Genomic DNA, 13,231 nt, shown 5'->3' with positions numbered 1-13,231 from the left:
TCAGGTGAAGGGAAGGGGCGGCCGGGAGGTCGCCCCTTTTCTTTTCAGGCTGCACTACAATCGCACCAGCCCCTTTGACCGGATTCCCCCCATGCCCCGTAAAACCCTCCTCTCCTGGAGCAGCGGCAAGGACAGCGCCTGGGCGCTGCACCTCCTGCGCCAGAACCCCGATGTGGATGTCACCGGCCTGTTCTGCACCGTCAACGCCGCCTTCGACCGCGTGGCCATGCACGGCGTGCGCCGCGAACTGCTGCTGCAACAGGCCGAGGCCGTCGGCCTGCCGGTGCAGGTGCTGGAAATTCCCTGGCCGTGCAGCAACGACGACTACGCCGCCGTCATGTCCGCTTTTGTGGATCAGGCGCGGCGGGACGGGGTGGAGTGCTTCGCTTTCGGCGACCTGTTCCTGGAAGACATCCGCCGTTACCGTGAGGAGCGGCTGGCCGGAACCGGCATTGAAGCCGTGTTTCCCTTATGGGGCATTCCCACCGCCGAACTGGCGCAAACGATGGTGACCGGCGGCCTGCAAGCTCGCGTGACCTGCCTCGATCCCCGGCAATTGCCCACGGTCTTCGCGGGCCGGGCCTTCGATGCGGAATTCCTGCGCGACCTGCCGTCGGGCGTCGATCCCTGCGGCGAAAACGGCGAATTCCACACCTTCGCCCATAACGGCCCCATGTTTCATCAGCCGGTGCCGCTGACGGTGGGGGAGACCGTGGAGCGCGACGGATTTGTGTTTACGGATTTGCGACCCTTACCCAAGAGCGATGACCGCCATGACTGATCTCGACACGGCATCCCTGCTGTGGGGCCTGTTTTTCGGCTCCATCGGGCTGGCCTACTTCCTGTATGGCAAGAAGCAGGGCGCGACCGTGCCGCTGGTGTCGGGCATCGCGCTGATGGTCTATCCATATCTGGTGACCAATACGACACTGCTCGTGATTATCGGCTCTCTGCTGACGACCGCGCCGTATTTCATCCGGCTTTAGGGTCGGGACAATTGTCCGCCTACCGACTTTTGGCTTGCAGCCGGAGTCGGGCCATTCACTGTCGTTACAGCACAATCACCAGCAACAACATCACCCACGCCATCAGTCCCGCGCTGATCACCGCATGCACCACGCTGGCCGCCACCACCTGTTCCCGCGTGTGGCACAGTCCGGCGATCCCGTTATAGATAATCCCGCACGACAGCGCGAACGCCGTCACTGACAATGCCGCGTTGAACATCAGGTTGGGCACCAGCAGTCCCAGCGACGACAGCCACAACGGAATCGGGGCGATCGAGGCGAGCAGATAGGCGTCGTGGTCGGTGATCGACAGTTCGTCCATCTCCGCCGCCGTGCGAATGAACCAGCCCATGATGATCAGCGTCACCATTTCCGTCAGGAAGAAAGCGGCCCCCAATACCACCCAGTCCTTGGCGGCGGCGTCCGGCAGCCACAGGCCGAAGAAGGCTGCGCCTTTCAGGTACAGCATCACCGGCGGCAACAGCGACAGCGGCAGGATGATCCCGGCAAACAGCGGCAGCAGCCGGGGGCGGGTCTGTTCGATTTCGCTCCAGCCGGGTGTTGCCGCGAACGGCAGGCTGGAAAGGACAGTCAGTTTCATGATCGTTCTCCCTGAGGGTTAACCCGGACCGGCAGGCCCGGCGTTACCCACCATATATATCACGTTGTGATATATATGGTATAGAAAATGATCGTGGAAAAAGCAAGTCTTCTGTCCTAAATGCAACACTGACATCCCTGACCTCGGCGGATGCGCCGTCCAGTCCTCGCTGTCACAAGATGGTGACCATCGAGATCCGTGACGGCCAGGTCCATTCAAAGGACAGGCACTGGCGATAGCCCTCCGTTCCAGGAGACAAACGGTCTTTTTTCCGGTGCAGGCCGTCATCTAGCATGTGTTTTGGCTATTTACCCCTGACTTCCGGAGTTTCTCATGATCCGCAAATTGCTTTGCCTGCCCCTGCTGCTGCTCATCCAGAACGCCCAGGCCCTGGACGTGCTCGGGCTGACGCCCGGCGCGGGCCGGGCGGAAGTGGCCAAGGTGCTGGCGCCGCTCTTCCCGGCGGAAAAGGCGCTGAAGCCTTCCGCTCCCGGAACGGCCTTCTACAACGTGGCGGCCTATGATAGCGCCTGCCAGTTCAAGAGCTGTGCGGGCACGTATTCCGAACGCAATCCCCAGACCCGCAATACCGTGCGCAGTGAGAACGTGGGCGCGAACTTCACCCGCAAAGACCGGCTGGAAAGCATCCGCTACGAGCGCATGATCGTGGCGGCTGACGGCAAGTGCCCGACCGAGCTGGCCTCACAGGTGGCTGCGATTGTGGCCAAGGCCGGCAAGCCCGCCCATGAGTCCACGATGCGTCGTGGCGGGACCGAGATCGCCATGGCGCAATGGGTGGGCTGCGCCAGCGGCGGCGAGTGCTTCATGCTAGAGTCCAGTTGCAACAACAAGGGCGAGGCCACGGTGGTCCAGACTCTGTCTAACCTGGCTTTGGGGCGTTAGGACCGCTAATCGGTCATGAGCGACACATGACCTTTAGCCGAACAGCAATCCCGCCCCCAGCGCCGATACCATCACCGCGCCGCCCAGGCCCAGCGCCAGCTTCCATTGGCCGGTGGAGCGCGCCAGCAGCCACAGGCTGGCCAGGTTGACGGCGGGCAGCGCCACCAGCACCGCCGCCGCCGGACCGTGCAGCCCTTGCTCCAGCATTTGCAGCGCCAGCGGGATCTCGCTCCAGGTGGATACCATCAGCAGCGTCCCCAGTACCGAGGCCAGCAAGACCGCGGCCGGACCGTCTGTAAGGTCTTTCGGCCAGAAACCCCACAGCAGCGAAGCGACCAGCGTGCCGATGATCATGCTGGGGATCAGGATGACCGCCACCCGCCCGCTCAGGCGAAGCCATGCATTAAGCAGGTCGGCGGGCCGATCGCTGTACGGCATGCTGAAGGCGATACTCAGGCTTTGCGCCTTGCGGTCGGATACCTGGCGCTGCTCGCCGACCAGCCGCGCCAGCAGGGAGCTCAGCCCCAGTGTCAGCAGGATGCCCGCACCGATGCGCAGTGCGGCGTAGGGGCCGGGCAGTAGCTGAGCGGCCAGGAACAAGGTGCTCAGGTTCAGCAGCGGCGCGCCCAGCAGCACCGCCACGCCAAAGCGGACGGAACGACCCGAGCCCAGCACCGCCGGCGACAGCATGGCGGCGCAGCAGGAGCAGAAGGGTTGGGTCAGCGCCATCAGGCCTCCGGCCAGCGAGGCGCGCCAGCCCTGCTGCCGTTGCAGGGTTTGCAGGTAGCGCGGCATCACGACCAGCGCCAGTCCCGCCATCAGGCAGCTGAGGAAGGTGGCGTGCCACACCGTCAGCAGGTAACTGCAGGTCAACGCCACCGGCTCCTGCCAGCCTTCCACGCCGAAGGCCTTCAGCCAGTCCAGCCCCACCTTGCCTTTTTCCAGCGCCCGCGAAGCCGCCACGCCGCGATACAGCAGCAGGTCCACGAGCAGCAAGCCGAATATGCCGCCCAGCAGCCACCCCCCCGAGCGGACAGAGTCGCCGGTCTGGCGCAGGGCCTTCAGCATGACCGCCAGCAGGACCGCGCCGCCTCCCAGCAGCAACAGTTGCCAGGGGCTGAAGAAGCAGAAGGGCGAGAGATAGGCGTAGTCGGCCTTGTCCAGCAGGAAACCGCGCCGGAAGTCGACAATGGCCAGCAGGATCAGGGCAATGGCGGCCAGGGAGCCGCCGACAGCGGGAGCCGGACTGCGACCGGACAGGGCGACAGGGGTATCGGTCATCATGGTCGTCGTCCGGTTCAGTCCGCGCGCGCTTGCGAGGTGCGGTCCACCCGTGCCATCCATGCTTGCACCCCGGCATGGCGTTGCAGCAGGTCCTGGCCTTCCAGCGCTCCGGCAATGCAGAACAGCTGCGCGTACACCGCCAGATCGGCCAGCGACAGGCGGTCGCCCACCAGCCAATCGCGGCCGTCCAGCCACTGTTCCAGCATTTGCAGGTGACGGTCCAGGTCGCGCAGCAGCGCCGCCAGCGGCTTGCGGCCGGTGCCCTGCGCTTCGGTGGTCTTGCGCATGGTGAGCGGCACCGCCACCCTGGCAATGTTCTTGATGATCAGATTGTCGTGCGCCGTGACTTCCGCTACCCAGCGCCGGGCGTTGTGCGGCAGGGTGAAGCGCAGGTGCATTTCGTGGAAATACAGCGACTCGTCGGCCCAGTCTTCCAGGAAGTGCACCAGCGCCTGCTCCTTGGCATTGGCGGGAATCAGCCGGGGCTCGGGATAGCGCGCTTCCAGCCAGTGGATGATGTCGGTGGAGTCGGACAGCGTCTCGCCGTCAATCACCAGCACCGGCACCTTGGCGGCGGGAGACAGCTGCTTCAAGCGGCCGCGCAGCGTGTCCAGCACGCTGATGTCCTCGGTGCGGTAGGCGATGCCCTTCAGGTTGAGGGCGCGGCGCACCTTGTCGCAGAAGGGGGAAAGTTCGTACTGGTAAAGAATGGCGGTCATGGTGGGTTCCTGGGTCAAGTGTTTCAAGGGACGATATCAATCACCGGCGCGCCCGCTTTCAGGCGGCCAATGGTGCTGGCGGCGGTAAAACCTTCCACCTGCATCACCGCCAGCACGGCGGCTGCGGCTTCCGGCGCGCAGGCGACCAGCAGGCCGCCGCTGGTTTGCGGGTCCAGCATCAACCGCACCTGCCAGTCGGGCACCTCTGCCGCGACGTTGACGGATTCGCCGAAGCTGGTCCAGTTGCGTTCAATGGCCCCCGGGCCGTAACCGGCGCGTGCGAAGGGCAGGGCGTGTTCCAGCACCGGCAGGCTGTCCGCCTCCAGCGTCGCGGTCAGGTTCGCGCCGCGACACATTTCCAGCGTATGCCCCAGCAGACCGAAGCCGGTGACATCGGTCAGCGCATGCACGCCGGGCATGGTCGCCAGCGTCGCACCCACGGTATTGAGCTGCGTGGTGGTGGCGATCATTTCCGCATATCCGGCGTCGGACAGTTCGCCCTTCTTCAATGCCGCCGAGAGGATGCCCACGCCCAGCGCCTTGCCCAGGATCAGCACATCGCCGTCGCGGGCGTCGCGGTTGCGCTTGATGCGGTCCGGGTGCGCCAGTCCCAGCGCCACCAGCCCGTAGATGGGTTCCGGCGAGTCGATGGAATGCCCCCCGGCAATGGGAATGCCCGCCGCCTGGCACACCGAGGCCCCACCGGCGAGGATCTGCTGCATGGTTTCGACCGGCAGCATGTTGATGGGCATGCCGACAATGGCCAGCGCCAGGATGGGCGTGCCGCCCATGGCGTAGACATCGGAAATGGCGTTGGTGGCGGCGATGCGGCCGAAGTCGAAGGCGTCGTCGACAATGGGCATGAAGAAATCGGTGGTGGCGATCAGCGCCTGCTGGTCGTTGAGGCGGTAGACGGCGGCGTCGTCGCTGGTCTCCACACCCACCATCAGGTTGGGGAACAGGCCGTTGACGCCGGAGGTCGCCAGCAGTTCCGACAGCAGCTTCGGCGCGATTTTGCAGCCGCAGCCGCCGCCGTGCGAGAATCGCGTCAGTTTGACGGTTTCCAGAGCTTGAGTATCCACGTGAGTTTCCCCCCGAATTTTGTCGCGACGCTAGCACAGCTCCCGGATTTTGACGAGGTGATCGACGTGCGTTCGCCCGCCGAATTTGCCGAAGACCACATTCCCGGCGCCATCAATTGCCCGGTGCTGGACGATGCCGAGCGGGCGCGGGTGGGTACGATCTACAAACAGGTGTCGCCGTTCGAGGCGCGAAAGACCGGCGGGGCGCTGGTGGCGCGCAACATCGCCCGGCATCTGGAAGAACAATTCCAGGACCGGCCCAAGTCGTGGAAGCCGCTGATCTATTGCTGGCGCGGCGGCCAGCGCAGCGGCGCGATGACGCTGGTGCTGCAGCAGGTGGGCTGGGCGGCGCGACAGCTGGAGGGCGGCTACAAGGGCTACCGGCGCGAGGTGCTGCAACGACTGGAAACCGAACCGGGCCGCTTCCGTTACCGCCTGCTGTGCGGCCCCACCGGCAGCGGCAAGACAGCGCTGCTGCACGCTCTGGCGGCGCAAGGCGGCCAGGTGCTTGACCTGGAAGGGCTGGCGCGGCACAAGGGTTCGGTGCTGGGCGTGCTGCCCGGCGAGCGCCAGCCGTCGCAGAAGGCGTTTGAAAGCGCGCTGGCCGTGCAACTGGCGGCGTTCGATCCGCTCCGGCCGGTGTTTGTCGAGGCGGAAAGCAAGACGGTGGGCGGTCTGCGCCTGCCGCCCGCGTTGTTCGCGGCGATGCGCGCCGCCGAGCCGGTGTGGCTGGAAGCGCCCTTCGCGGCGCGGGTGGAATTCCTGCTGCGCGACTACGATTATTTCCTCAAGGCCCCGGCCTGGCTGGGGCAGCGGCTGGACCGGCTGGTGGAGCTGCACGGCAAGGAACAGGTGGCGCGCTGGCGGGCGCAGGTGGATGCCGGGGCGTGGGAAGAACTGGTCAGCAGCCTGCTGGCGGATCATTACGATCCGGCCTACCGCAAGGCGGCGCAGCGCGATTTCGCGCGGCGGGGAGAAGGGATGACGGTGGCGTTGGAGCGGCTGACGGGCGACGCGTTGACGGAAGCGGCGCGAGGATTGCTGGCCGTCTGACGGGCCTTTTCCGGGCGCATCAGACGGCGGGCGGTGTTTACTGGTTGTTGTACTTCGACAGGTACAGCTTCATCTTGCCTTGGCTGTCGAACGCCCCGGCACCGACATAGATGGCGCTGCCGTACAGCGCCAGCCCGCCGCTGGTGATGTCCACCGCGTTCATTGTTCCCGAGGCCAGCAGCGCCGCCTTGCTGTCGAACTTCTGCGGCGTGTTGTTGCCCGCCACATAGATATTGCCGGCAGTATCCGTTTCCAGCTCGTTGATGATCCCCGACTTCTGCGTGGTGCTGTACAGCGCGCTGCCGTTGGCCGGATTGATGATGTTGAGGATGCGTGTCGGCTGTTGCGACAGGCCCAGCACCAGGTTGCCGGTGGCCAGCAGCTTCACCTTCGGCACGCCGCCCAGTTGGAAGGACTGGCTGTCCGGGTCGTTGAAGAACTTCGTCCACACCTGCGCGCCGCTGCTGCTGATGCGCGTCAGGTAGGAACTGTCCTGCGGTTCGTCGTTGTAGGTGGCGACGTAGACAGTGCCGTCAGCGGCCACCGCCAGTTCGGCGGGCGGGTTCTGGGCGTCGGCGTGCGCCCAGTGCCATACCGGTTGCAGGTTGGCGTCGAAGCGTTGCACATGGCCGTAACCGGCGGTGTAGAGGCCGGTGGCCGTGACCGCCACATCCCATAGCGGCGCGGCGGGGGTGACGGTGGTCACCGGGTTGCCGTTCAGGTCCAGCACATACAGCTTGCGCCCGGCCACCAGCACCTGGTTGCCGTTCAGTTCCAGATCGCGCAGCGCGCCGCCGTCGATGCCGCCTTCCAGCGTCTTGCGCCACAGCTCGAAGCCGTTGCGGTCAAACTTCACCACGGCGGTTTCGGTCACGGCATAAATACTGCCGTCCGTGCCCAGCCGGGCCGCATAGGGTTTGTCGTAATCGCCCAGATCGGCCACGGCCTTCCAGATCACCTGACCGGTCAGCGTGTACTTGACCACCACCAGTTGATCCTGCGAGGTTTGCAGTGAGGAGGAAACCCCGACTGAAATCACCGCGCCCGCCGGGTCGGCCAGCACGCTGTGCACGCTTTCATAGCGGTCTTCCTGATCGTTGGCGGAGGCCCAGCTTTCCCACACCGGCGTCAGCTGGGCGGCAGTGCAGGCGGCCAGCACGGCGGCGATACCGGTCAGGACAGGAAGACGGGTCAGGGTGGACAGGCGCATGGATAATTCTCCGCGTGGCGTAAAGGGGTAAATCGCTGGCGGCTAATGTAGGGAAGCGCGGGTGATAGTTATACAACTGTTTTTGCGAAATGCCGCCAAGGTGCTTGGGAATGGCTGCCATCCTGCATCATTGTCGGACAATGTCCAAGATATTGGATTTGAAAGGAATATCTCTGAGCAATGCTCGCAGCTGTGGAGTAATTGCTCTATTTCCGAGCCGTTCCGGGTTATGATCAGGTCACGGCCTGCCGGACGGCCGCACTACGACAGAAGGGGAAGCGCCATGCGGCTGCGCGGGCTGACGGGGTTGGTGATGGCGGTGTGGACTTTTCCTGCTGCCGCCGATATCCACAAATGGGTGGATGCCCAAGGGCAGGTGCATTTCGGCGACCAGGCCCCGCGCAATGCCCGCAGTCAGGTGATTACGGTCACTCCGAATGTCTATGCCTCGCCGGATATCGACCGGAACCCGCCGGTCATCAGTACCCGTGGGGTGATCCTGTACAGCGCCTCGTGGTGCGGCGTCTGCCAGCGAGCGCGGGCCTATTTCCAGTCAAGGCATATGGCCTTCACCGAATACGATGTGGAAAACTCGGCCACGGGCCGCGCCGATTATGTCCGGCTGCAGATGCAGGGCGTGCCGGTCATCCTGGCCGGAGGGCGGCGGCTCAATGGTTTTTCCCCGGAGTCCTTTGAGATAATGATGAAAAGCCCGGGGCGCTGATCCGAATGCCGCCTCACGCGCCGACCGTACTCACGGCCCCGGCTTTATCCGCCCCATCCACGCCTGAAACCGTCCCTCCGGATCGTACTTCGCCCGAATCCGGTCCAGCTTCGCCAGCTTTTCATCCCGCATGAAGCGCGCCGGACGCCTGCCCAGGTTCTCGTCCGCCAGCTGGATGCCTTGTGAATGCGCCGCCATCGCGCCCATGCACCCGGTCGCCCAGTCTTCATGTTTCGCATCGTCCTCCGCCCGTTTCCATTCCCCGTACACCGCGAAATAGCGTTTCGCCTCCATCGAGAACACCATGTCCGGCCGTTCGGCGGGCGGCTGCCAGTTCAGCCACAGCGCATGGCTGGGCGCGGGCGGCAGCGTGTCGGCGACGCGGCGCAGGCCCGGCAGCAGGTCGTCGATCGGCGCGTCGGTCCACATGTTGTCGGCGCACCAGCGCATGCGGTCGGGGAAGTGGGTGAACGAGGCCCCGCGTGACATCAGCACCGTCGATACCGGCAGCAAGGGCAGCGTCAGGCTGGCCTTCGGCCGCAGCGGACTGTTGCGGATGAAGGACACCGCCTCCCGCGCTTCCTCCCAGCTGTCGGCCAGCACCGGCGCAATCACCTCGATACCCGGCGAGAAGATCCCCAGCGCCTTCGGCGTCAGCAGCATCTGGAATTCCACCGAGCGCGGCACGTTCGGCCCCACCGCATCGGCCCAGCGGAACACTTCTTCCAGATGCACCATGCGGAACACCTGGAACATCAGCGCCGTGACCTTGGGGTGCGGATACAGCCGCAGGTGGTAGCGCACCACCACCCCGAAAAAGCCCGGCCCCGCGCCGCGCGCCGCCCAGTAGAGGTCGGCGTGTTGCTGCGCGTTGGCATGCACCAGCGAGCCGTCGGCCAGCACTACATCCATCCCGATGACGCTCTCGCAAGCCAGCCCCAGCGCCCGCCCGTTCCAGCCGAAACCGCCCTGCAGCAGGTAGCCGCCCAGGCAGACATCCGGCGCGTGCGCCACCGGAAAGAACAGCCCGCGCTTCTTCAGCGCGATATCCAGATCCACGCTCCAGCAACCGGGACCGACGCGGGCGGTCATCGCCGCCTCGTCAATTTCGATCCGGTGCAGGCGCGACAGGTCGATCAGCAACCCGTCCGCGCGCAGGTGGTTCTGCGCCCAGCTGTGGCCGCCGGACACCAGGCTGATCTTCAGGGCTTCCCGCTGCGCGCGCTGCACGGCGGCGATCACATCCTCGGCCGTGTTGGCCTGCACATAGACCTTCGGCCGCACACCGGGGTCGCGGCCGCTGAAGCTGGTGGCCAGTACGGCGGCGTCGAAGCCGGGGGTGGCGCGTTCCCAGACCTTGCCGGGGTTTCGGTTGCGTTTCATGAGACTTCTCCTCGGGATAGTCACGGTAAACCAGTGTTGTCCGTCCCCTCTCCCATTGGGGGAGAGGGCTAGGGAGAGGGGGGACGGTCGCCATAGCGGGAGTCACCACGCGGCCACCGCCGAACCCTCTCCCGGCGCTGCGCGCCACCCTCTCCCAGACCTTGGGAGAGGGAAAAGCACTTGCAATGTTTAATGTCCGTGGCCGAAAGCGGCATACAGGGCGGGCAGGCGCTTGGCGAGATGGTTCATCTCCTCGGCGCAATGGATCAGCAGCGCCTCGGCATCGGCCTTGCCGGGCGCGGCCAGCCAGCCCAGCGCCCGCGCCGCCAGTTGACCGGCTTTGCCCGGCAGCCAGGGCAGCGACAGGTGGCGACCGGCAATCCAGAAGCGCGAGCGCATTTCGCAACCGCCCGGCACCGGCCGCAACTGGTGGATCATCCAGCTGGCGTCCACCGGCAGACCGGTCAGCCCGGCGCGGGCGCAGATCGCCACTTCGCCCTGCGCCGCCAGCCGGGCTTCGTCCAGACCGGCGTCGGCGGGGCGGATGAAGCGGATGGAGAAGCGGCGGCGCTTGCTGCCGATGAACTCCGTCACGTTCGAGGTTCGGCCGATGTAGCGGTCTTCATCGGGCAGGCCGTCGGCCCAGCCGACATGGACATGGGCTTGCGGGTGCCAGAGCTGGTAGCGCTGCGGGTCGTTGCCGTGCCAACCGAACCACCAGTCCCACATGGCGGGAGTGACGCCGGGCATGCTGGTCAGCACGAAGACATGCGCCGAGCCGTCCGCGCCCTGGCTGTAGCCGGTTTCGGCGCGGCCGTAGCCCGGTTCCAGCAGGGAGGGAGCGCTGTCGAGGCCGGGCAGCCAGTCATGCGGCAGCGGTCCGGCGGCCAGGACTTCGCGGACGTGGGCGGGCAAGGGGGCCATGACCGGGTCGTGGAAGTGGTCATAGCTGTTGGCGGAGGCGGTGTCGGTGGGGTATTGCGTCGGGGTGGAGAGGGTGGTCATGGTGGCGTCTCGTGCAATTAGGTCGGTTGGTATAATTAAATTATATCGAATGGTCTAATTTGTCACGGGGGAGGGGGTGCCGTTTGTCGGAAAGGGGGAGGGTAGTGTTTGGATATGCGGGGATTTTGTTTTGAAAGAAGGGATTAGTGTGGCATTGCAGTCAGATGCGATGCATGCTCAGTATCTTCAGATGGCGGACAAAAAGATCAGACCTGTATGGAAACCAGCTACCTCTTGGGGAAAACTATCCAGAATATATTTACTTATCCACTTAAAAAGCCTGGTCCCGCCTGGCAAAACGAGCTGACGACTTCGCTCTGCACGGACATGGTATTTTTAGAGCTTTCCGATGGAGTCTTGGTTGGCGTAGAGCCTTGTGAGGTGAGTATCGATGGTGAACGTTACCCCGCGCTTGGTCTGGCGCTGGAGCTTTGTGAAAGAAACGCAACGAGGCTGCCTCAATCGGACGGGCAGGTTATTGATATTGTGAGTCTAAATGAGGCTGCACCAATCCTTCCCCTGAAAGTGATCGGGATTAGTGAGTCAGATCCAATGGGTGAAGGGGCTATTAGCCAGATACGGATTGAGGGAGTGGCCCTGAGCGGGATTACTATACGGCACATTATGCCGCCGATTACGCTTGGAATAATCGTGGAGTCGGCACCCGTAGGATGGGTTGAGGCACGAAACCCATCATATTGATTTAACGGTGAAAAGATGGATTTCCTTCGTTAACCCATCCTACAAGGTAGCTTCAAACCAACGCCCCCATCACCCTGAACAAAATCTCCCCCTGCTCCTGCAGATACCCCTCCGACTGCACCTCCACCCCGAACACCTCCCGAATCACCTGCGTCTCCAGAAACGGGAAATTCATCATCCCCAGCATCAGCGGAATCACATGCTCCGCCGGGGGAACCGCCTGCGGCTGAGCGCTCACCGCCCGGAAGCTCTCGATCGCCAGTTGCGCCAGCCGGTAAGCAGGCAGCAGATAAGTCTGCAGCAGCCACTGCCAGCGCTCGCCGCCGCTGCCGCTCTCCTGGATCACGATCCGCGTCAGTTCCGGATAGCGCGCCGCATAGCGCACCAGTTGATGCGCCAGCAGCCGCAGCGTTTCCGGGCCGGACCCGGCGCTAAGCGTGGCGCGGAAGGCGGCCAGTTCGTGCTGCAAGGCCTCGAAGCCTTCGCTGACAGCGGCTTCCCACAGGGCGTCCTTCGATTCGAAGTGGTAATGGATCAGGGGCTTGGCCACCCCGGCGGCGGCGGCGATGTCGGCAATGCTGACTCCGGCAAAACCGGCGCGGGCGAATTCGCGCAGGGCGGCGGCGCGGATCAGGGCGTCGGCGTTGCCTTCCTCCTGCGAGGGGCGGCCGCGACGGCGTTTGGGGAGGGGTGTATCGGGTGAAGTCATGGTGAGTGCGGACAAATAGGGGCGGGTGCGCCGACCCCATTGTCCGTCCGGACGGCCGTCCGGTGTCAAGCCTTACATCTGGCTCTGGCAATAGTTCTGGATGCCGACCTTGCCGATCAGTTCGATCTGCGTCTCGATCCAGTCAATGTGTTCTTCCTCGCTGGCCAGGATGGCGGCGAACAGGTCGCGCGAGATGTAGTCGCCAACCTTCTCGGCATGGGCGATGCCGTCCTTCAGGTCCGGCACGGCTTTCAGCTCCAGCTTCAGGTCGCATTGCAGGATTTCTTCCACGTTCTCGCCGATCATCAGCTTGTCCATGTGCTGCATGTTGGGCAGGCCTTCCAGGAACAGGATGCGGTCGATCAGCTTGTCGGCGTGCTTCATCTCGTCGATGGATTCGTGGTACTCGTGGTCGCCCAGCTTGGTCAGGCCCCAGCTTTTCAGCATGCGCGCATGCAGGAAGTACTGGTTGATGGCGGTAAGTTCGTTGGTGAGCGCCTTGTTCAGGTAGGCAATGACCTGGCTGTCGCCTTTCATGGCGGTAACTCCGCAGTTGTCGGGAAGGGATGAGGCTAATCATAGCCCGTGGCGCCGGGCAGGCAACCCGGCGGGGAAGGAATTACGGTAACTGCGATTCAGGCGACGCGGGCGATGTCGATGGCGAGTTCGCTCAAGGTTTCATGGATGACTTCACGGGCGGCGGGGACGCAGCGGCCGCAGGTCTTGCCGACGCTCAGGCACTGGCTGACTTCGCGCAGCGAGCAGCAACCGTCTTCAACGGCGTTCTTGATCTGGGTGTCGGTGACGGCGTGGCAGATGCAAACGTACATGGGCGCTAATCCGCAGAAA

At 64.3% G+C, this 13,231-nt stretch carries 16 protein-coding genes; 6 read left to right on the top strand and 10 right to left on the bottom strand.

The features are described from left to right. Positions 1-91 precede the first annotated feature (91 nt). Positions 92-781, top strand: coding sequence for an adenine nucleotide alpha hydrolase (locus EV700_RS03160; RefSeq protein WP_130410891.1), 690 nt, complete (start codon positions 92-94; stop codon positions 779-781). Then, entirely contained in the window at positions 774-986 is a 213-nt protein-coding gene (locus EV700_RS03155; protein ID WP_207224558.1) for an amino acid transport protein, read from the top strand. Before EV700_RS03160 ends, EV700_RS03155 begins: the two co-directional genes overlap by 8 nt. A gap of 64 nt (positions 987-1,050) precedes the next feature. Here EV700_RS03155 and EV700_RS03150 read toward each other — a convergent pair whose 3' ends face one another. Next, positions 1,051-1,608, bottom strand: a complete 558-nt coding sequence (locus EV700_RS03150; RefSeq protein WP_130410889.1) for a DUF1282 domain-containing protein — start codon at positions 1,606-1,608, stop codon at positions 1,051-1,053. Between the two features lie 333 nt (positions 1,609-1,941). Between EV700_RS03150 and EV700_RS03145 the strand changes: the two genes are divergently transcribed. Continuing rightward, the gene (locus EV700_RS03145; protein WP_130410888.1) at positions 1,942-2,511 is read left to right on the top strand and encodes a hypothetical protein; all 570 of its coding nucleotides are present in this window, start codon (positions 1,942-1,944) and stop codon (positions 2,509-2,511) included. 33 nt (positions 2,512-2,544) lie between these two features. Here EV700_RS03145 and EV700_RS03140 read toward each other — a convergent pair whose 3' ends face one another. From EV700_RS03140 to selD, 3 genes are read right to left on the bottom strand one after another with little or no spacing between them, the layout of a single operon-like run. Then, on the bottom strand, positions 2,545-3,795 hold the full coding sequence (locus tag EV700_RS03140; RefSeq protein WP_165391310.1) for a permease: 1,251 nt from the start codon (positions 3,793-3,795) through the stop codon (positions 2,545-2,547). Between the two features lie 14 nt (positions 3,796-3,809). Further along, positions 3,810-4,514 (bottom strand): glutathione S-transferase family protein, encoded by a 705-nt coding sequence (locus EV700_RS03135; protein WP_130410886.1) that lies wholly within the window; start codon positions 4,512-4,514, stop codon positions 3,810-3,812. 23 nt (positions 4,515-4,537) lie between these two features. Further along, positions 4,538-5,596 (bottom strand): selenide, water dikinase SelD, encoded by a 1,059-nt coding sequence (selD, locus tag EV700_RS03130; protein WP_242610173.1) that lies wholly within the window; start codon positions 5,594-5,596, stop codon positions 4,538-4,540. On the opposite strand from selD, the gene mnmH reads away from it, so the two are divergent. Further along, complete coding sequence (gene mnmH / locus EV700_RS03125) at positions 5,597-6,649, top strand: tRNA 2-selenouridine(34) synthase MnmH (RefSeq protein ID WP_130410885.1); 1,053 nt, start codon at positions 5,597-5,599, stop codon at positions 6,647-6,649. Positions 6,650-6,686: 37 nt separating this feature from the next. Here the strand turns inward: mnmH and EV700_RS03120 are convergent, their stop codons facing one another. Then, a complete protein-coding gene (locus tag EV700_RS03120) occupies positions 6,687-7,859 on the bottom strand; it encodes an NHL repeat-containing protein (RefSeq protein ID WP_130410884.1) in 1,173 nt (390 codons plus the stop codon). A 283-nt stretch (positions 7,860-8,142) separates the two neighbouring features. Here EV700_RS03120 and EV700_RS03115 point away from each other — a divergent pair, with 283 nt between their 5' ends. Next, the gene (locus EV700_RS03115) at positions 8,143-8,583 is read left to right on the top strand and encodes a DUF4124 domain-containing protein (protein ID WP_165391309.1); all 441 of its coding nucleotides are present in this window, start codon (positions 8,143-8,145) and stop codon (positions 8,581-8,583) included. Between the two features lie 30 nt (positions 8,584-8,613). Here the strand turns inward: EV700_RS03115 and EV700_RS03110 are convergent, their stop codons facing one another. Further along, positions 8,614-9,966, bottom strand: coding sequence for an FAD-binding oxidoreductase (locus EV700_RS03110; protein ID WP_130410882.1), 1,353 nt, complete (start codon positions 9,964-9,966; stop codon positions 8,614-8,616). A gap of 189 nt (positions 9,967-10,155) precedes the next feature. Next, positions 10,156-10,971, bottom strand: coding sequence for a DAPG hydrolase family protein (locus tag EV700_RS03105; protein ID WP_165391308.1), 816 nt, complete (start codon positions 10,969-10,971; stop codon positions 10,156-10,158). 216 nt (positions 10,972-11,187) lie between these two features. On the opposite strand from EV700_RS03105, the gene EV700_RS03100 reads away from it, so the two are divergent. Further along, on the top strand, positions 11,188-11,673 hold the full coding sequence (locus EV700_RS03100) for a hypothetical protein (RefSeq protein WP_130410881.1): 486 nt from the start codon (positions 11,188-11,190) through the stop codon (positions 11,671-11,673). 52 nt (positions 11,674-11,725) lie between these two features. Here EV700_RS03100 and EV700_RS03095 read toward each other — a convergent pair whose 3' ends face one another. The 3 genes from EV700_RS03095 to EV700_RS03085 form a co-directional block, all read right to left on the bottom strand. After that, the gene (locus EV700_RS03095) at positions 11,726-12,382 is read right to left on the bottom strand and encodes a TetR/AcrR family transcriptional regulator (RefSeq protein ID WP_130410880.1); all 657 of its coding nucleotides are present in this window, start codon (positions 12,380-12,382) and stop codon (positions 11,726-11,728) included. 72 nt (positions 12,383-12,454) lie between these two features. Beyond that, entirely contained in the window at positions 12,455-12,919 is a 465-nt protein-coding gene (bfr, locus tag EV700_RS03090) for a bacterioferritin (protein ID WP_130410879.1), read from the bottom strand. Between the two features lie 98 nt (positions 12,920-13,017). Next, a complete protein-coding gene (locus EV700_RS03085; RefSeq protein WP_130410878.1) occupies positions 13,018-13,212 on the bottom strand; it encodes a bacterioferritin-associated ferredoxin in 195 nt (64 codons plus the stop codon). Positions 13,213-13,231: the final 19 nt, after the last annotated feature.

This window comes from Fluviicoccus keumensis, from assembly GCF_004217445.1.
GTDB lineage: Bacteria > Pseudomonadota > Gammaproteobacteria > Pseudomonadales > Moraxellaceae > Fluviicoccus > Fluviicoccus keumensis.
This window is presented reverse-complemented; position numbering and strand designations above follow the sequence as displayed.